This window comes from Chryseobacterium sp. FP211-J200, assembly GCF_001643375.1.
GTDB lineage: Bacteria > Bacteroidota > Bacteroidia > Flavobacteriales > Weeksellaceae > Epilithonimonas > Epilithonimonas ginsengisoli.
In genome coordinates, this window is sequence record NZ_LSHB01000028.1 from 1 (window position 1) to 19,370 (window position 19,370).

General features: G+C 36.3%; 19 protein-coding genes and 1 tRNA gene. 9 read left to right on the forward strand and 11 right to left on the reverse strand.

Going from position 1 to position 19,370, the window contains the following annotated elements; all coding sequences use genetic code 11:
- The 4 genes from AXA65_RS09775 to AXA65_RS09790 all read right to left on the reverse strand — a co-directional run.
- The coding region (locus AXA65_RS09775; protein WP_131797797.1) for a hypothetical protein at window positions 1-316 on the reverse strand (316 nt) is incomplete at its 3' end.
- 112 nt (window positions 317-428) lie between these two features.
- Window positions 429-513: transfer RNA gene (locus tag AXA65_RS09780), tRNA-Ser, on the reverse strand.
- A gap of 113 nt (window positions 514-626) precedes the next feature.
- Window positions 627-992, reverse strand: a complete 366-nt coding sequence (gene crcB / locus AXA65_RS09785) for a fluoride efflux transporter CrcB (protein ID WP_063969924.1) — start codon at window positions 990-992, stop codon at window positions 627-629.
- A 108-nt stretch (window positions 993-1,100) separates the two neighbouring features.
- Entirely contained in the window at window positions 1,101-1,697 is a 597-nt protein-coding gene (locus tag AXA65_RS09790; RefSeq protein ID WP_063969925.1) for a ferritin-like domain-containing protein, read from the reverse strand.
- Window positions 1,698-2,067: 370 nt separating this feature from the next.
- Between AXA65_RS09790 and AXA65_RS09795 the strand changes: the two genes are divergently transcribed.
- From AXA65_RS09795 to AXA65_RS09810, 4 genes are all read left to right on the forward strand, one after another.
- The gene (locus AXA65_RS09795; protein WP_063969926.1) at window positions 2,068-3,576 is read left to right on the forward strand and encodes an acyl-CoA dehydrogenase family protein; all 1,509 of its coding nucleotides are present in this window, start codon (window positions 2,068-2,070) and stop codon (window positions 3,574-3,576) included.
- A gap of 374 nt (window positions 3,577-3,950) precedes the next feature.
- Window positions 3,951-4,373 carry a cold-shock protein gene (locus AXA65_RS09800; protein WP_034967718.1) on the forward strand — a complete coding sequence of 141 codons (423 nt, stop codon included), beginning with the start codon at window positions 3,951-3,953 and terminating at the stop codon, window positions 4,371-4,373.
- 35 nt (window positions 4,374-4,408) lie between these two features.
- On the forward strand, window positions 4,409-4,603 hold the full coding sequence (locus AXA65_RS09805; RefSeq protein WP_028123823.1) for a cold-shock protein: 195 nt from the start codon (window positions 4,409-4,411) through the stop codon (window positions 4,601-4,603).
- A gap of 88 nt (window positions 4,604-4,691) precedes the next feature.
- The gene (locus AXA65_RS09810) at window positions 4,692-4,952 is read left to right on the forward strand and encodes a SemiSWEET transporter (protein WP_063969927.1); all 261 of its coding nucleotides are present in this window, start codon (window positions 4,692-4,694) and stop codon (window positions 4,950-4,952) included.
- Here AXA65_RS09810 and pdeM read toward each other — a convergent pair.
- The 3 genes from pdeM to AXA65_RS09825 are packed head-to-tail and all read right to left on the reverse strand — an operon-like array spanning window position 4,949 to window position 8,991.
- Window positions 4,949-5,593 (reverse strand): ligase-associated DNA damage response endonuclease PdeM, encoded by a 645-nt coding sequence (gene pdeM / locus AXA65_RS09815; protein WP_063969928.1) that lies wholly within the window; start codon window positions 5,591-5,593, stop codon window positions 4,949-4,951. The genes AXA65_RS09810 and pdeM overlap by 4 nt on opposite strands.
- 19 nt (window positions 5,594-5,612) lie before the next feature.
- Entirely contained in the window at window positions 5,613-6,569 is a 957-nt protein-coding gene (rhuM, locus tag AXA65_RS09820) for a virulence protein RhuM/Fic/DOC family protein (protein ID WP_063969929.1), read from the reverse strand.
- A 25-nt stretch (window positions 6,570-6,594) separates the two neighbouring features.
- The gene (locus AXA65_RS09825) at window positions 6,595-8,991 is read right to left on the reverse strand and encodes a ligase-associated DNA damage response DEXH box helicase (protein WP_063970024.1); all 2,397 of its coding nucleotides are present in this window, start codon (window positions 8,989-8,991) and stop codon (window positions 6,595-6,597) included.
- Window positions 8,992-9,170: 179 nt separating this feature from the next.
- On the opposite strand from AXA65_RS09825, the gene AXA65_RS09830 reads away from it, so the two are divergent.
- Together AXA65_RS09830 and AXA65_RS09835 are read left to right on the forward strand one after the other, a co-directional pair.
- Window positions 9,171-10,520 (forward strand): DNA cytosine methyltransferase, encoded by a 1,350-nt coding sequence (locus tag AXA65_RS09830; RefSeq protein ID WP_086048151.1) that lies wholly within the window; start codon window positions 9,171-9,173, stop codon window positions 10,518-10,520.
- A 1-nt stretch (window position 10,521) separates the two neighbouring features.
- On the forward strand, window positions 10,522-11,580 hold the full coding sequence (locus AXA65_RS09835) for a hypothetical protein (RefSeq protein ID WP_063969930.1): 1,059 nt from the start codon (window positions 10,522-10,524) through the stop codon (window positions 11,578-11,580).
- Between the two features lie 3 nt (window positions 11,581-11,583).
- On the opposite strand, the gene AXA65_RS09840 is transcribed toward AXA65_RS09835, so the two are convergent.
- The 3 genes from AXA65_RS09840 to AXA65_RS09850 all read right to left on the reverse strand — a co-directional run bounded on the left by AXA65_RS09840 (window position 11,584) and on the right by AXA65_RS09850 (window position 15,078).
- On the reverse strand, window positions 11,584-13,164 hold the full coding sequence (locus AXA65_RS09840) for an ATP-dependent DNA ligase (protein WP_063970026.1): 1,581 nt from the start codon (window positions 13,162-13,164) through the stop codon (window positions 11,584-11,586).
- A gap of 257 nt (window positions 13,165-13,421) precedes the next feature.
- Window positions 13,422-14,450 (reverse strand): ligase-associated DNA damage response exonuclease, encoded by a 1,029-nt coding sequence (locus AXA65_RS09845; RefSeq protein WP_063969931.1) that lies wholly within the window; start codon window positions 14,448-14,450, stop codon window positions 13,422-13,424.
- A gap of 121 nt (window positions 14,451-14,571) precedes the next feature.
- Window positions 14,572-15,078 (reverse strand): pyridoxamine 5'-phosphate oxidase family protein, encoded by a 507-nt coding sequence (locus tag AXA65_RS09850; RefSeq protein WP_063969932.1) that lies wholly within the window; start codon window positions 15,076-15,078, stop codon window positions 14,572-14,574.
- 167 nt (window positions 15,079-15,245) lie between these two features.
- Here AXA65_RS09850 and AXA65_RS09855 point away from each other — a divergent pair, with 167 nt between their 5' ends.
- The 3 genes from AXA65_RS09855 (at window position 15,246) to ligD (ending at window position 18,645) form a co-directional block, all read left to right on the forward strand.
- Window positions 15,246-16,025 carry a Ku protein gene (locus tag AXA65_RS09855; RefSeq protein ID WP_063969933.1) on the forward strand — a complete coding sequence of 260 codons (780 nt, stop codon included), beginning with the start codon at window positions 15,246-15,248 and terminating at the stop codon, window positions 16,023-16,025.
- 80 nt (window positions 16,026-16,105) lie between these two features.
- Entirely contained in the window at window positions 16,106-16,717 is a 612-nt protein-coding gene (locus AXA65_RS09860) for a DNA polymerase ligase N-terminal domain-containing protein (RefSeq protein WP_063969934.1), read from the forward strand.
- Between the two features lie 65 nt (window positions 16,718-16,782).
- Window positions 16,783-18,645, forward strand: a complete 1,863-nt coding sequence (gene ligD / locus AXA65_RS09865; RefSeq protein WP_063969935.1) for a DNA ligase D — start codon at window positions 16,783-16,785, stop codon at window positions 18,643-18,645.
- Here ligD and AXA65_RS09870 read toward each other — a convergent pair whose 3' ends face one another.
- Window positions 18,646-19,362, reverse strand: a complete 717-nt coding sequence (locus tag AXA65_RS09870; protein ID WP_317040347.1) for a helix-turn-helix domain-containing protein — start codon at window positions 19,360-19,362, stop codon at window positions 18,646-18,648.
- Between the last annotated feature and the right edge of the window lie 8 nt (window positions 19,363-19,370).

Consider the following 19,370-nt stretch of genomic DNA (forward strand, 5'->3'; position numbering starts at 1 on the left):
CCAGGTTTTGAAACTGATCCGTGTTTTTCGAAACTTTACCATCAAGCCTTTGAATAGCTTCATTAAAAGCAATTGTGATGGTTGTAGGCTTGATAAGATCTTTACCAACATTAGGAATCCAGCCAGACTTTAATTTAATCATTAATGCCTTCTGTAGATCTTGTGCAGCATAAAGCCGTTCTTCCGGATCTGGATCAACATTAATTCCTTTGTAATACTTTTGGATTATTTTATGACTAGAACTGTCATAGATGTAAACGTAATATCCGCCATCCCTTTTTTTAGGAATGTGAATTTTAGCTTCTAAATTTTCCATTTTCTGTCTGTAATGCTTCGCAGGCGTTGAGGACAAGAAAAAGACTAATTTTTACTATTTTGCTATTTAAAATTTCGTAAAGTGTTCTTTTTAAACACCTTATGAAAAATTGCGGAGAGAGAGGGATTCGAACCCCCGGACCTGTTACAGTCAATAGTTTTCAAGACTATCGCAATCGACCACTCTGCCATCTCTCCAAAAACTCCGATACTATCGTTGTTTTCAGTGGTGCAAATATAAAACGCTTTTACTTTATGACCAAATTATTTTTGAGAAAAAGTTTTAATTCTTTCGTTATCAAAGGGAAAAATTAATCCTTGACCAATTGGAAGCCCAAGAAAACCATCAATAATCCCACAATCAGACTTAGAAAAACATATAAAATTAAAATAGGATAGTTGCCATTTTGCCAAAGCGAGAAGTTCTCAGCTGAAAATGTGGAGAAAGTGGTGTAGCCTCCACACAAACCAGTGATCAAAAGATATTTTAATGAGTTGTCGACCTTCAGAAAGTAGGCTGACAAAATCCCAATTAGAAAACAACCAGTGATATTGACGACAAACGTTCCCATCGGAAAGTCATTGATCTTCCATAGTTTTTGAGTGTTACTGGAAATCATAAAACGCAACACACTTCCAAAACCACCACCAAGAAATATATAAACAAGGTCTCTCATGAGGCTAAATTATGAAAAATGGAAGAACTGTAAATTCATTGGTACTCAAAATTCTCTATTTCATTCAAAAAAAATAACTCCAGTTGATCTGAAGTTATTTTTTATTCTTTAAAGTGCTTTGGAATTTAAATTTGTGTCGGCAATACTTGAGAGTAGTTCGTCACAATTTTTTTCTTCTTCTAATGTCGATAGCAAATTTTTTAGGCATTTCTTTTCTTTCAAAACCTTTGCGAATGCTGCCAACGTGCCATAGGTCGCAATTTCGTAATGCTCAACTTTTTGTGATGCGGCGATGATTCCTGCATCTCTTACTGGACCAGGTTTTGTCTCTTCCACAATACTGGTTCCTTCGTCCAATAATCCCTGCATTGCGTCGCATTTTTTAGCTTGAGCCTTTTTTCCAAGTGCCGCAAAACAATCTTCTAGGCGTTTTACGTGGGTCTGGGTCTCTGCTAAATGGTCACTTATTGCTTTTTTCAGTTTTGCATCTGTGGCATTTTTATGCATTTTCGGTAATGCTTTTACCAATGCCTTTTCAGCCCAATAGATATCTTTCAAGCTATCTTCAAAGAGATCTTTGAGTTCTTTGGCTGCATCTTTTTTAGCAGGTGTCTTTGTTTTCGAAACCGTTTTTGAAGTGGTGGTTTTTGCAGGTTTACTCTTCGTAGTTGTACTTCGTTTTGTAGTTGTTGCTTTTGTTGCCATAATAATTTTTTAGTTTGGTATGACAAGTTACTTCCAAGTTATATGCCAATGTTTTTTTTTATTAAATATTTGAATTTTAAATATTTGCGAAAATCAATTGGTCTGTTTTTTGACCTTATCAATTTAATTGGATCATTGGTAAATGTATTATTTTAATTAAAATAACTTTATGATCATCAATTGTTAAAGATATGATAGTTAAACTGACGTACGTTTACCAAAATAGTATGAACCAATAAATTATCTTACCTTTGTGTTATTATTTATAATTGTGAAGCTGCTGAATTATCGTCATGATTCATTTGCCATTCGCTTTACATGATTTTTTTGCTGTGAATGATGGCGCACAGCGTTTTATCTCTCAAACTATATGAATGCACTAGCATTGGATTTACCTACCGATTCCTACACGGAGTTTCTAGACCGTTTCAAAACTTCTATTTCATCACTTTTTCAAAAAGAAAATATTGATCAGCTTAGCCTCTCGCGAGGTTTGCCACCCAATGTTTGGAAAGAGATCTTCAATTTGAAACCATTATCCGTAGCTATTCCAAAAGAATTTGGTGGGAGAGGCGTGAAGGTAAAAGAATGCCTTGGACTTCTTTCCGCGGCTTCGTACGAGTCTTTACCGTTGTCTTTGACATTCGGGATCAACATTGCACTTTTCCTGGAGCCTTTGGCAAAATACGGGAATGAGATAATCAAAGGTGATATCTTCAAGCATTTCTTGGATTACGGCGCAATGGGTGGTTTGATGATCACCGAGCCGGATTACGGAAGTGATGCATTGAGTATGAGAACTCAGAATCAATTGATCGATAACGAATATCACGTGAAAGGTACAAAGCATTGGCAAGGCCTTACAGGATTGGCGAATTACTGGTTGATCACTTCCAGAAATGCCAATGCAGAAGGCAACCTTGGAAGAGATGTAGATTTCTTCATAGCAGACACCCACAAACCCAATCAAAATATAGAAGTTTTAGAATATTACGACAACGCGGGATTGTATATGATTCCTTACGGTCTTAATAAAGTGGATGTCAAACTTCCTCAGGAAAATAAATTGATCCCAGAATCTACTGGACTGAAATTAATGCTGGACGTTCTTCACAGAAGCAGATTCCAGTTTCCAGGAATGGGAATGGGATTCCTGAAAAGAATGATGGACGAGGCAACAACACACTGCAAGGAGAGAATCGTTGGAACATCCAATCTTTTCTCTTTGGACCAGGTTCAGTTCCAGTTGGCCAAAATGCAGTCGTATTTCACGCTTTGTTCAGCAATGTGTGCCAAGAGTTGTAAGGTAAGCGGGATTGATAATGATGTTTCCGGAAGCGGTGTTCACGCCAACAGTATGAAAGCTTTGGTAACAGATATGATGCAGGATTCTGCACAGATGTTGGTTCAGCTTTCTGGCGGAAAAGGTTACAGATTGAGCCATATCGGTGGACGTGGCATTATGGACAGCCGTCCATTCCAGATCTTTGAAGGTTCCAATGAAATGCTTTACACGCAGATCTCAGAAGGCATCTTGAAGGATATGAAGAAGAAAAAAACAGAAAATCTTGGAGAATATCTTGCAATCAATGAATTGACAAGCAACGCTTCAAAACTTTATAAAAAGGAATTTGATTTCAATATTGGAAGTCCAATCTCTCAAAGGAAAATGATTGACCTTGGTAAGATAATCGCAAGAGTTGTCACAGTCAATGACCTTTTGGAATTGAATAACGAAGGCTTCAGTCAGCAATTGACAGACAACTCAGTTGAAATGGTAAGACAGGAAATTATAATGTTGTTGGCATCTTTGCAACATCATCAAAACATCTCTGCTTTAGAGGATTTAGGAAATAGTGATTGGATGGCATTCGCGTAATTTCAATAATAAAAATATAATGACCTCAAGGCTAAACGTTTTGAGGTCATTTTTTTATTAATAGATTCTCAATTATCTTTGAATTTAATATTAATTTGAAAATCAATTAATTAAAATAGTGTTTGTATCATATTAATGTTGTATATTTGCATTATAATTTACAAACAGAGGTGTCTGCCTTGCTTTTTCTGTCACAGTTTAGAATACCAATTTTACTCCCTCCCAGTTTTCGCTTACAGTACCAAACTTCAAATTTTAATTATAAAATTGAATATGTTGTTGACCTCGATTTTTTAAATTATAAAAAAACCATAGCTCTCGTGGAAAGGAGTTATCATCACAACAAAAATATTAATATAACACTAGAATAATTTATGGCAGATTCTTTCTCCAAAAAAGAAAATTTTAAGAAAAAAATCGCAAAACAAAAAGAAAAGGCAATACGTCGTGAAGACCGTAAAAACAACAATGACAAAGGAAAAGAGTCAGAGTTTATGTACGTAGATGCTTATGGCAGACTTACTTCTACACCTCCAGAGGAAAGATTAGAAGTTAATTTGGATGACATCCAGCTAGGTGCAGCGCCTATCGAAGCCGAAGAAGCTGTGAAGACAGGAATTGTAACATTCTTTAGCGAGAAAGGTTACGGTTTTATCACAGAGGATGGTAACAAAGAAAACGTTTTCTTCCATAGCAACAATTGTGTGCACTTGGTGAAAAAAGGAAACAAGGTCTCTTTCGAAAAAGAGAGATCACCAAAAGGTTACTCCGCTATCAACATTCAACTTATCAAATAGATAATTTATAACAACAATTTTTTAATACCATTACAATGCAAGAAGGCACAGTAAAATTTTTCAACGAAACAAAAGGTTTCGGATTCATTTCTCCATCAGCTGGAGGAGACGACATCTTTGTACATTCATCAGGTCTAGTTAGCAGAAACATTCGTGAGAATGATAAAGTAACTTTTGAAGTACAAAAAGGACAAAAAGGATTAAACGCAGTTAATGTAAAACTTGCGTAAGCATAAAAAGTTTTTTCCATTGAAAATGATAAGCTCTAATTTATTTTAGAGCTTATTTTTTTGGCTTTATTTTGGATTGTTGACAATTATGGACGAAAATTTACTAGGAATAATAGCTGGGGTTTTGACATCAGTCGCAATGATGCCGCAACTCATCAAGGTCATCAGAGAAAAAAACGTGGAAGATATTTCTGTCGTGATGCTTTTGGTTTTGATTTCGGGACTATCACTTTGGGTCTGGTACGGAATCCTAAAAGACGAATTACCGATTATTTTATCTAATGGATTTTCAGTTTTGGTCAATTTGACTTTGCTGACTTGCTGTTTTATCTTCAAAAAGAAAAGTTAAATCTCGTAAATTTCAGAATCGGTAAAGACAAAGTAAGTTCCTTTCTTGGGAATGTTTTTCGTGTCCAATCCTGTGAATTCGCTGAACGCCGGCAACAATAATTGCTTTGTAGTGCGAGCAAAACAAGGTAATTTAATTTTCTTAACAGGAGAATTAATGACAAATCCAGGATGAATGTGTCCTGTGATCTGAAATTTCGGATTAGAACAATCAAAGTCGTGAACGAAAGCAATGTCATCAATTTCTAACGATGCACTTCTTGAATCCAAACACAATTTCTTTTCCAAAGTTTTCGAAATTCTGTCGTGGTTCCCTTCTATCAAAATAAATTTAATATCGGGAAATTGTTTTTGCCAAGCGCAAAATTCATCTACATCTGAATTATTTCCGGCGTGCAATAAATCGCCAACTATAATGAATTTTTCAGGCTGAAAATTCTCAATTAAGATAGATAGACGTTCTAAATCATTTTTCATAATATGATTCGCCAAAGCAATTCCGTTTTTACGAAAATGAGCGGTTTTACCGATGTGTAAATCTGAAAAAATCAACGCTTTTTCCTTTTTCCAAAATAACGCTCGTTGATTAGTGAGGGTGAAAATTTCGTTTTGTATCGTAATATTTTTGGTGGCGATGTTCATTGTAAGTCGAAAATTGATTTTAATTGATAAGATTACAAATCAATTTTATCATCAGTTCTTTTTCGTTAGGATTACTTTGAGCGACAAGCAAAGCCAAAGCAGTTAATGCATTGTCATTGATTTTAATTTCGCCACTGTTTTTCAGAAGGTGTTTGTTCTTCTCAAGAAACCAAACGAAAAGAAATGCCCCAATGCGCTTGTTGCCATCAGAAAATGGATGATTTTTAATGACAAAATAGAGTAGGTGCGAGGCTTGTTCTTCAATCGTTGGATAGAGATAAATACCATCAAAAGTTTGAATCACCGACTGCAAAATTCCTGAAAATGTCCGGTCTTTTTGATTTCCAAATAATTCAGTAGCTTCCTTTTTTTGAATTAATTGACTCTTTAATTCTTTGATAGCGAATAAGGCTTGACCATAATCAATTTCATAAGTGATGTTTTCTTCCAGATAGTTCAATTCCAGTCTATTACTGTCAAATTGATTGAGGAGAATAAAACTTTTGGTATAATTGGCTAGAATGTCTAGAAGAGCTTTTGCCTCATTGTTTTGGATTTCGTTTTTAGAGATAATTTCAATTAATTGATTGAGCTCTTCTAATCTTTTTTGATTTAAAGAATAGCCTTGAATCAAATACTCCTTCAAACGGGTAGTTGCCCAAATCCTGAATCGTGTTCCCTGAACGGAATTGACACGATAACCAATCGAGATGATAGCATCGAGATTATAGAATTCGATTTCCCTTTTGATAGTCCTCTTACCTTCTTTTTGAACTGTTGCATTTTTTGCAACAGTTGAATCCATTTCTAATTCACCTTCTTTATAAATATTTTTTAAGTGTCTGGAAATTACAGATTTGTCACGTCCAAAAAGTTCGGAGATTTGATTTAAAGAAAGCCAAACAGTTTCTGCATCAAATTTTACTTCGATTTGAGTTTCGCCGTTGGAAGATTGGTAAAGTTCAATGTTACTCACCTTTCAAAGATAGGGAAATTTGAAATCACATCTTACGTGACTGCTGAATCAATTTCTGAATTCTTGCATCCAGATTTTCACTTGTTAAAGTCTGTCTCAAACTGTCAACTTTAATAGGGAAACTCAAAGGTGTAAATTTATCGGAATATCTTAAAATAAACTTCGATTTTTCAATCCTTTTGAAAGCTTCTACTAAACGTTGTTCCTGAAGTTGCATATTAAAAACTTCGGTATAAGCCTGTCTTACGAGAAAATGATTCGGGTCGTAATCTTCCAGAACTTTAAAAATTAATCCGGCTGAACTCTGCAACGCTTTATTGGAACGTTGCTGTCCGGGAAAATTCTGTACAACCATTCCTGAAATCACCGCAATATCCCTGAATTTACGTCTTGCCATCTCTGCCGAATTGATGCTGGAAATCACATCAACCATCAGGTTGTCTCGAGTCAGAATTTTCTCCAAATTATGTTCATTCAGTGGAATTTCTTTATCGCTAAATAACTCAAACCCATAATCATTCATCGCCATCGAAAATGAAATCGGAGCCAGTTTTGAAATTCTATAAGCAATCAAAGCAGCCATCACTTCGTGGACCAACCGGCCTTCAAAAGGATACATAAACAAATGATAACCTTCCCGGTTTTTAATTAATTCAATCAAAAATTCATCATCTTTCGGTATGTGCGACCGTTTTTCCTGATTGGCTAACAATGGATGCAGAAATTTCAGTTCCTTCTCAGAAGCTTTCGGATTCAAGGCGCCTGACAATTTTTCTCTTAAAAAATGACCCAAGTTGGAACTTAAAGGCAATCTTCCTCCCAGATAACTTGGAGCCTGTGCCTTTCCTTTCGAAGCTCGAACGAAAACCGTCATATCTTTAATCATCGCCACTTCCAAAACCCGACCCGCCAATATAAATTTCTCTTCTTTCTTCAATCTTGAAATAAAATATTCCTCAACCATCCCGATATAACCGCCGGAAATAAATTTCACTTTCAGCATTGCATCGCTGACGATGGCACCCATATTCATTCGGTGGAGCATTGCAATTTTTCGGGAAGTTACTTTGTGCAGACCGTCTTCCATCACCACAACTTTGTGATATTCTTCGTAGCTTTTCAAGGCACTTCCGCCAATCGTGAGGAAATCTACCATCGCTTTCCATTCCTCATCTCTGATTTCCTGAAACGTATATATTTTTTTGATTCTTTCATAAACTTCCTGAGGGAAAAATCCATCTCCAACCGCCAAAGTCATCAGAAACTGCACCAGAACATCGAAACACAAAACCACAGGTTCGCGTGGCTCGATAACTTTTTGTTTTACAGCCTCTTTCAAAGCAGCAACTTCTATGAGTTCCAAAGAATGCGTGGGAACACAGAAAATTTTCGAGGTCTCAAAAGGGGAGTGGCCACTTCGTCCGGCACGCTGCAAAAATCTCGCAACACCTTTCGCAGAGCCAATTTGAATGACCGTATCCACAGGTTTAAAATCAATTCCCAAATCCAAAGATGATGTGGAAACGACGGCTTTCAGTTTTCCTGAACTTAAATTTTCTTCAATCCAGATTCTCAGATGCGCGTCAATCGAACTGTGATGAATGGCGATTTGTCCGGCAAAATCTGGATAGGCATTCAGCAAAAGCTGATACCACATTTCGCTCTGACTACGGGTATTCGTAAAAACAATAGTCGACTTTGATTCTAAAATAATTGGAACCACTTTATCAGCCAGTTTTTGTCCGAGATGTCCTGCCCAAGGCAAAAGTTCAACTTCGTCCGGAAAGACGGAAATGATATCGATTTTCTTGAGTTCTTTTGCTGTAATCTTTGTTTTTTTAACGTCATACGGAATCAAAACATCCTGCGCTTCATCAAGGTTTCCGATGGTTGCCGTAATTCCCCAGATTTTAAGTTTCGGAACGTAATGAAAGAGCTGTGAAATTCCCAACTCGACCATCACACCACGTTTTGAACCCAACAATTCGTGCCACTCATCTACGGCAACACAGTGCATACTGTTAAAAAATCGCTGATGATTTTTTTGAGCTAAAAGCAAGTGCAAACTTTCGGGCGTGACAACCAGAATTTCGGGCATATTTTTAACCTGTTGCTGACGAACTTTTGGGTCGGTGTCGCCATTTCTTACGCCAACTGCCCAATCCAGACCAATCTCGTCAATCGCTTCCTGCATTGCTTTGGCGATATCTTTTGAAAGTGAACGGAGTGGTGTAATCCAAATCATTTTCAGTCCTTTTTTGTATTTGTCGGGATAAGTCAGGAAATCTGAAACCAAAGCTAAAAATACCGAAAAAGTTTTCCCAAAACCCGTCGGCGCAACTACCATTCCGCTATAACCACTGCCGAATTTCTTCCAGGTGTCGACTTGAAATTTAAATGGCGAGTTGCCTTTCGCCATCATCCAGTTTTGAATGATTTTAAAGCCTTCGGTATTTTCGTAGGTGCTCAAATTGTTTTATTAAGTCTAATCTTAGATAGTATCAAACATTTAACCATTTTCAAAATAAAATTGCAGTTTTCTATTTTCATTTAATATATTTGAATAATTAAATTGTAAACTAAAATTGTGATATTTAAACTATGCAGATTGAAAATTTAGAAAACGAAGAGGGTGTAGTTAAAGAGCCACAATTGGAATTCTTGTACTATCAAAATTCGAAAAAAGAAACGCAAAAAGAAACCTTAAATGTCCTTTCATTATTCTCTGGTTGTGGAGGAATGGATTTAGGATTTGAGGGTGGCTTTTCTGTGTTACAAGAATCTGTAAATGAGGTTTTAACACCAGAATTTATTAATAGAAAATTAAAGAACGGATTTGTAGAATTAAAAAAAACAAAATTTAAAACCGTTTTTGCTAATGATATTTTATCTGATGCCAGAAATGCTTGGGTTAATTATTTTTCAAAACGAGGAAATAATGCAGAAGATTTTTTTCAAGAGAGTATTGTTGATTTAGTAAAAATGCATAAAAGCGGAATTCCTATTTTCCCAAATGAAATTGATATTGTAACTGGTGGATTTCCTTGTCAAGATTTTAGTTTATCAGGCAAAAGAAATGGATTTAATTCTCACAAAAATCATAAAGGCGAATTAATCGATGACACAACTGCTTCTATCGAAACAAGAGGTCAACTTTATATGTGGATGAAAGAGGTTATTGAGATTACACAACCAAAAATTTTCATTGCTGAAAATGTGAAAGGTTTAGTTAATCTCGATAATGTGAAAGAAATTATTCAAAATGATTTTTCTTCAGCTAATGGAAACGGATATATTGTTTTAGAACCACAGGTTTTACACTCAGCAAATTATGGGGTTCCTCAATCTAGAGAACGAGTGATTTTTATTGGAATTAAGAAATCTGCACTAAGAGAAGGAATTATTAAAGAATTAGAACAACATAATATTTCAGAAAAATATAATCCTTATCCAAAACCTACCCATTCTTACACTGATACAGGTATTGATTTAAAACATTTTGTCCAGCTAAAGAATATTTTTAAAAATTTGCAAGAACCTGAAAATTCAAATGATTTATCTCAAAAATCTTACTCTAAAGCAAAATTTATGGGTAAACATTGTCAAGGACAAACTGAAATAAAACTCTCCAGTATATCTCCAACAATTAGAGCAGAACATCACGGAAATATAGAATTTAGACGTCTTTCAAGAGAAAATAATGGAAAAATTGAAAGCGAATTGCAAAAAGGATTAATAGAAAGAAGATTAACTGTGAGAGAATGCGCATTAATCCAGACCTTTCCTCCTGATTATGATTTTGTAATTGAAAATAAAAATGGTCGAAAAGGTTCATATTTAGTGAGTCCTTCTCAAGCTTATAAAATTATTGGCAATGCAGTTCCACCTCTTCTTGCATATAATTTAGCAAGACGAATTGAAGAGGTATGGGATTTATATTTTAAAAAATAGTATGGTAGTTTCAATAAACTCAGAGCCAAATAAAAATGAATTTAATTCTTTACTTAGTAAAACTATTGAGGAACTAAATATTCACGGACAAAACCCTTCAAAAGAAATTGAGAAATTATTTGGAAGAAATCTTGAGCCATACGTAAAAGATTTAATGTCTGAGTTAGCAATGGGCACTCCATTTGAAAATTCAATTGAGTTAATTGGAGGACAAAAATTTCCTGATATCATTGCTAAGAAATTTTACGGAATTGAAGTGAAGACTACAACTCAAAATCATTGGAAAACAACAGGTAATAGTGTTTTGGAAGGTACACGTGTTGAAAATATTGAAAGGATTTTTATGTTATTCGCAAAACTAGCAAATCCAATTGAATTTCGTTGTCGACCTTATGAGGAAGTTTTGTCAGAAGTTGTTGTCACTCATTCTCCAAGATATTTAATTGATATGAATTTGGAGCAAGGTAAAACTATTTTTGATAAAATAAATATGTCTTACGATACTCTTCGAAAGAAAGAGAATCCTATTCGTCCGATTGTTGATTACTATAAAAGTAAATTAAAACAAGGTGAGGAACTTTGGTGGATGGACAATCAAGAGCAAGTTGGAGGATTAAAACTCCGATTTTGGAATAAAATTAGCAAAGAGGAAAGGAAGCAATTATTGATTTTAGGAATGGTTTTGTTTCCCGAAGTATTTGGTAATTCTCAAGATAAGTTTAATCGATTTGCTTTTTGGTTAGTTTCAAAACATAATATTGTTTGTCCAAATACTCGAGACCCATTTACTGCAGGAGGAACAGGAGATTTTTTTATCGGCTCAAAAGTATACAATAAAGTTTCAAGAATTTTCTTAAACTTGCTGAATAGTACTTCGGAAATAGTTGAAGCAATTATACAAATCCCAACCAATGAACTTTCTGAATATTGGGAAATAAAAACAACTGAGAAAAAGAAAATTTTTGATTGGATAAATTTGGTTTTTGAACAATCAAGAAAGATTCAAGTTGCAATTAATTTAGACATAAAAGAAATTCTATATCAATTAATTATTAAATAAGATTTACTGTATCAATTTCTTAATCTCTTCAATATCATCAATATCATTCACGGTTTTGTCTTTCCGCCATCTTAAAATTCTTGGGAAACGCAATGCCACACCGCTTTTGTGACGGTTGCTGAAACCAATTCCTTCAAATGCAATCTCGAAAACCAATTCAGCTTTCACGGTACGGACGGGACCGAATTTCTCAATCGCATTTTTATTCACAAACTTGCTGACTTCCATTATTTCCTTGTCGGTCAAACCGGAATAGGCTTTGGCAATGGTGACCAGTTTATCACCACTTTTCACGGCAAAACTGTAATCGGTGTAGTAGGCACTTCGTCGTCCGCTTCCTTTCTGAGCGTATATCAAAACTGCATCAATAGTTAAAGGGCTGATTTTCCATTTCCACCAATCACCTTTTTTTCGTCCGGAATGATAATGAGAATTTTTCTGTTTTAGCATCAGACCTTCACTATTGATTTCCCTTGAATTTTCTCTGATTAAATCTAATTTTCTCCAATCTTCAAAATCAATAGCCTGAGGAATTTTGATATTTTCCGGAGATTCATTTAATAATAATTCCTGTAACATCGCTCTTCTTGCTGAGATAGGTTTTTCCCGTAAATCAGTTCCTTCGAGTTCCAAAATATCGTATGCAAAAACTTCAATCGGAATTTCTGCCAGCATTTTTTTAGTTAAAGTTTTCCGGTTCAAACGTTTCTGTAATTCGTTGAAATTTAAAACCTGACCATCTTTTACTGCAAGTATTTCCCCATCTATTACGAAATTTCCTTTCATCTTTTGTATAGTTTCAGCAATCTCAGGAAACTGTTCCGTAACCAATTCTTCTCCGCGAGACCAGATGAAAACTTCATCGTTCCTTCTGATGATTTGTCCACGAATTCCGTCCCACTTATATTCGATGAGCCATTCTTCAGGTTTACCCAAATCTTCCAGCTCTTTTTCCAACGGATAAGCCAAACAGAAAGGGTAGGGTTTTGAGTTATCGGGATTGATATTTTCTGCAGAAATCAGTTCCTGAAATGAAACTTCATCTGGTTGCCATTTTCCCATCAAACTGTGCATCAGCGTGCTTGCTTCCTGTCCGGAAAATTTGGTCAGAGAATTAATCAAAGTTTTGGAGGAAACCCCAATTCTGAAACTTCCTCCCAATAATTTATTGAAAATCAACCGTTCGGTATAATCCAGTCCGTTCCACGAATTCAGAACAAATTCCTTTTTTTCTGCTTCGGTTTTCGTTTTTAGTCCGATGATTTCCGTCATCCATTCAGACAAAGTTTTTTCGATTTTTTCTGTTGGTGGCGGAAGAATTAACGAAATCGTCTCGCCCAAATCCCCAACCGAAGAATAACTTTCCTGAAACAGCCAGAAAGGCAGTTGAATAATCTCCAGCGCCCATTCTTTCATATAATTGGTGTTCACATTTCGCTTGGGTCTTTTCCCGGTAAACAGGGCAATGAACCACAATTTATCATCATTTGGCGCACGCTCAAGATAATCGACGATGGCATCGATTTTAGCATTTGTTTTATTGGTACTCTCCAAAGCGTTGATGAGTTCTGCGAAATTTTTCATTGCTTTATTTTCATTTATTTGGACAGCTTTATCCGCCTTCCGTTCCCAATCTTTTTTTGCCACACGTTTTTGTCCTTTAGTTGAAATCTGAGTTTAGGCAAAAAAAGGATTTCCACTCAAGTCGGGCTGCGAGCAATTCGACTTTTTAGTAATTAACAGGTTGCTCCTACGGAGCTTTAGATATTTTTGTTCTGATTTGCTATTAATAGGGCGCTCCTACAGAGCTTTCCAACCTTCAAGGTTTTATTTAGTAATGCCTATTCTTCTTTTTTATCCGATACAACTTCCTTTTCAACGACTTCTTCGTCATCATCGCCATACAAAGTTTCCACGACATCAGATTTAATTCCGATTTCATTTAAATATTTAGAAAAAACTTCGGTTTGTCCGTGCGTGACGTGAACGATTTCTGCTTCGGTAGCTTTGATGGCTTGCAATAATCCTTTCCAGTCGGCGTGGTCGCTCATCGGGAAGCCGGCATCCATACTTCGCCATCTTCTGGCACCGCGAACCTGCATCCATCCTGAACAAATTGCTGTTGCTGCGTCAGGAATTTTCTTAATGACATTACTGTCGACCAAAGCTGGCGGAACGATAACGATATCGCCTGCAACGTGTTTGATGCTTTCCCTGAAATCGGGAACTTCATAATCAGGAAGCACGATTCCGACTTCTTCAAAGGCTTTGTTGAGTTTCCCAATAGAGTAGTGAACTTGAATTTTTCCCATTCCTTCAACGGCTTTCATAATTCGCTGAGCTTTCCCCAAAGAATATCCGATGAAAACAGAAGTTTTCTGATTTTCCTGATTTCTTAAAACCCAATTCTGAAGTCTTTTATTCAAATCGGGAACTTCGAGCCAATTGTAAATCGGAAGTCCGAAAGTACTTTCAGTCACAAATTCATTACATTTTACCACTTCAAAAGGCGTGCTCAAACCATCATCCTGAACTTTATAATCTCCTGAAACTACGCTCACATAACCTTTATATTCCAAACGAATCTGTGCCGAGCCAATAATATGTCCAGCCGGATGCATCGAAAGTTTAACTCCATTAATATCTAAAACTTCGCCGTATTGCAAAGTCTGACATTCGATGTCGGGAGAAATTCTTTGGTGTAAAATAGGTTTTGTGAAATGATGACAAAGATATTTCTTCATTCCCCAACGCGCGTGGTCAGCGTGTCCGTGGGTGATGACCGCATAATCTACAGGTCGCCACGGGTCAATATAAAATTTCCCCTGCGGACAGTAAATACCTTTGTTTGTAAATGTGATGAGTTTCAAAGAATTGATTTTTTTTAATGATTCAAAAAGCTGACCAATTGTTTTCTTTCATTAATCGTGAAAAAAAAATCTCCAACAATAAATGATTATCGTTGGAGAAATTATATTGACAATTCAGAAATTAAATCGTTGCGTTACCTTCTACACCGTCAGAATTATCGGTTTTACTTCCGCTGATTGCTGCTGCGGCAAAACTTAATAAACTAACCAATTTTCCGGCTTTCGTATCCCAATAGTAAGTCTCTTTTGGTTCTACTCGGATAATGGAAACATTCGGGTCATCTTTTCCGTCGAACCAAGCGTTGGCCATTGGCGACCATTTGTCTTCTATTGTGGACTTGTCTTTATAAATATAAGCATCACCAAAAACAGAAAGATACTCAGAATTGCTGTTGTTCATAAAGTAAAGCTGAACACGTTTGTCTTCTTTGATCTCAAAATTCTTGTTGCTGGTTTCGCTGCTGATGAACCATAGATTTCCGTTTTCGTCGGTTTCCTGGATTCTCATTGGTCTGGAATTGACCGGCAATCTGTCTAGCTCCGTACAAAACATACAGATTCTTGCTTTTTCCGACAGTTCCTTGATTTTTTCTATTGCTTCTTGGTTTGTTAAATCTTTTGTAGACATAATAATTTATTTTTTAGTGATTGATTTCTGTAGGAGTTACAAATAATGTGCTAAAAGATTTGATTAGAATTATTAATGAAAATTTAGAAGTTTTGATGATGGAATATTTATTGTTAGAAACTCGGTAATAATTATTGATTATCAATTTCAATTTTAAAAACTGAATTATGAGAGCAATCTGGAATGGCGCCATAGGCTTTGGACTTGTGAATATTCCCATCAAATTATATTCTGCGACAGATTCCAGCACTTTGGATTTGGATATGTTGGACAGCAAGGATTTGAGCAATATCAAATTCAAGCGAGTCAACGAGAAATCTGGAAAGGAAGTCGTTTGGGAAAATATTGTGAAAGGTTACAAACTGGAAGACAAATACATCGTTCTCGATAAAGAAGATTTTGCAGCGGCAAGTCCGGAGAAGTCGAAAGTTCTCAGTATTGCTCAATTCGTAAAACAAGACGAGATTGATTCTGCCCTGTTCGAAACACCTTATTTCCTTGAACCTCAAAAGAATGGTGAAGCGGCTTACAAATTATTATTAAAGTCATTAATGAAAACCAAAATGGTTGGAATCGGTTCTTTCATTTTGAGAGAACGTGAAATCCTCTGTTTGATTCGGCCTTACGATGATAAAATTTTGATGGTCAACAGAATGCGTTATCCTGAAGAAATGAGAAGCTATGAAGATTTGAAAATCCCAACCGGAAAAGCACCAAAACCTGACGAACTAAAGATGGCTGAATCATTAATAAAATCATTGGCGACCACTTTTGACCCTTTGAAATACAAAGACACTTACAACGCCGATCTATTGAAAATCATCAAGCAAAAAGCAAAAGGCAAAAAAGTGAAATTGGTTGAAGAAAAAGAACCAAAAGGAAAAACCACCGATTTGATGGCAATGCTGAAAGCCAGTCTGGAAGGCAAAAAGAAAAAAGCTGGGTAGAAAAGATACAAAAAAAAGGCAAAAGATTCAGGCTTTAGAATTGAAATCATTTATCATTTATAATTCATCATTAACCGATTATGGCACTCGAGGATTACAACAAAAAACGGAACTTCAAAGAAACTTCAGAACCAAGTGGAAAGGAAAAGGCGAGCGGTAAAAAACTGAAGTTCGTGATTCAACGCCACGCAGCGTCGAGGTTGCATTACGATTTTCGGTTGGAGATGGAAGGTGTTCTGAAAAGTTGGGCCGTTCCAAAAGGGCCGTCATTGAATCCTTCTGACAAACGTTTGGCGATGATGGTGGAAGATCATCCATACGAATATAGAACTTTTGAAGGCTCGATTCCAAAGGGAAATTATGGCGCTGGTGAAGTGGAAATTTGGGATGAAGGAACTTACGAACCGATTGAAAAGGTAAAAGGCAAAACCGATGACCTTTTGATGCGCGCCGAACTGCATAAGCAATCTCTGAAATTCATTCTTCACGGTAAAAAATTGAAAGGCGAATTTGCATTGTTCAAAATCAAAAATCCGCAAGAGGACAATGCTTGGCTGCTCATCAAACATAAAGACGATTTTGCGGTTTCCGATGATTATGATGCAGAAGAACACACATCCAAAAACTCAAAAGTAACGGCTTATCTAGAAGGGAAAGACAGTAAAAAAAAAATACCGCCTCCGAAAGCATAAAGCATTTTAAAAATTACACGCCAGCACTTTCCGGTGAGAAAAAATTATCGGAATTCATCACGCCGATGTTGTGCAAAACAACAGATAAAGCCTTTGATGATGAGGATTGGGCATTTGAGATAAAATGGGACGGTTATCGTGCAATTGCGGATTTGAGAAATGATTCTATCGGATTATATTCCAGAAACGGCCTCGATTTTTCTCAGAAATTCAAAAAAGTGGCGAATGCAATAAAACTTCAGGAACACGAGATGATTCTGGATGGTGAAATTGTCGCATACGATGACAAAGGAAAACCAAACTTTCAATGGCTACAAAGAATCGGCGATAATCCTGATTTGGCTTTGATCTATCAGGTTTTCGATTTGCTTTGGCTAAATGGACATTCGACGGAGGAACTGACTTATCTTGAACGAAAAGAATTGTTGAAAGAAGCTTTGGTTCAGAACGACATTGTCCAATTTCACGACCATATTATCAAAGACGGAAAAGATTTTTATCAAGTTGCCAACGACTTAGGTTTGGAAGGAATTGTTGCTAAAAAAACCGACAGTACTTACAAAGAAGGCGTTCGAAGTTCGGAATGGCTGAAGATTAAAATCAATCAAACCGACGAAGCAATTATCTGCGGTTTTACCGAACCAAAAGGCTCCCGGAATAAATTTGGTTCCCTGATTTTGGGAAAATATCTGAACGGTGAAATGATTTTCTGCGGACACACTGGAACGGGTTTCAATGACAAAACGCTTTCCGAACTTCATCAATTAATGAAACCTTTGATTATAGAAAAATCAGTTTTCAAGATCACGCCGAAAACGAATGCGAAAGCGACTTGGATAAAACCACAATTGGTTGCGGAAATCAAATTTACGGAAGTCACCAAGGATTTTATTTACCGTCATCCCGTTTTCCTGCGGCTTCGCGACGATGTGAAACCGAACGATGTGGAATTCAATTCTGAAAATAAATCAAAAAATGAGATTGTGAAAAAAGCCGAACCAAAAACCAGAACTGCCAAAAACGAAATCACTAAAAAAATCGGAAAACAAGAATTGAAACTGACCAATCATAACAAAATCTATTTCCCCGATGATGACGTGAGCAAAGGCGATGTGATAGATTATTATCAAAGCATTTCGAAATATATTCTGCCACATCTCAAAGCGCGACCGCAATCTATGAACCGTTTTCCGAACGGTATCAAAGGTCTCAGTTTTTATCAAAAAGATGCGTCAGAAGAAACGCCAGATTGGATTGAGATTGAAAAAGTATTTTCGGAAAGCAGTGACAAATACATCAATTATATCATTTGTAATAACAAGGAAACTTTGGCCTATCTCAACAATCTTGGTTGCATCGAACTCAATGTCTGGACAAGCCGATTGCCAAAAGCTGATTTTCCGGATTACTTGGTTTTGGACCTTGACCCATCAGACAAAAATACTTTTGAAGACGTCATTGAAACGAGTTTGGCCGTGAAAGAAGTTCTTGATTTGGCAGGAATCAAGGCCGTTCCGAAGACTTCGGGGAGTTCTGGAATTCACATTTACATTCCGATGGGTGCGAAATACGATTACGACCAAGTCAAGGATTTTGGACATCTCTTGATGCAAATGGTTCATCAGAAATTGCCTGATTTGACAACGCTTGAAAGAAGTCTTCAAAGACGTGATAAGAACAAAATCTATCTTGATTATCTTCAAAACCGTCGTGGGCAGACGCTTGCGAGTGTTTACAGTCTTCGTCCGAAAGAAGGCGCGACCGTTTCGATGCCGTTGGAATGGGACGAAGTGAAAGTTGGATTAAAACCTTCGGATTTCAATATTCATAATGCTTTAAAACGCTTGAAAGAAAAAAGCGACCTTTTCAAACCGGTTTTGGGAAAAGGAATTGATATGTTGAAAGTGATTAAAAAGTTGGAACAATAATTAATTCAAATTCCGATACTCCAAAGGACCTACGCCAACTTTCTGCTTAAAAAGTCTCGTAAAATGCTGCGGATATTTGAACCCTAAGTCATAAGCAAACTGACTGATAGATTTATCATCAAAAATTCTTTCTTTCGCCACTTCAATCACTTTTGACTGGATATATTCCTGAGCAGATTTTCCTGTTTCTTTTTTGATTAAATCACCAAAATAATTGGCCGACAAATGTAATTCATCTGCAGACCAAGAAACTGATGGCAAGCCGATACTTTGTGGTTTATCAGAAGAAAAATAATCATTCATCAATTCTTCAAATTTTTCCAAAATCCCTTTGTTTGCATTATCTCTCGTTATAAATTGTCTGTCGTAGAAACGGATACAGTAGTTTAGAAATAATTCTATATTGGAATTAATCAGCATTTTGCTGTGCTTGTCGATGGATTGCTGCAATTCATAAGAGATTTTTTCGAAACATTCTACAACCAATTTTTTTTCTTTATCGGAAAGGTGCAAAGCTTCGTTTGAATTGTAACCAAAGAAACCAAATTCATGTATTCTTTTTCCCAACGCGGTATTGACAAGCAAATCAGGATGGAAAACCAAAGCAACGCCGCTTGGCTGGAAAACTTCGTCACTCAAAACTTCTACAACCTGTCCCGGAGCGAAGAAAACCAAAGTGCCGGCTTGATAATCGTAGTTATTATTTCCATATTTCAAATCACCGC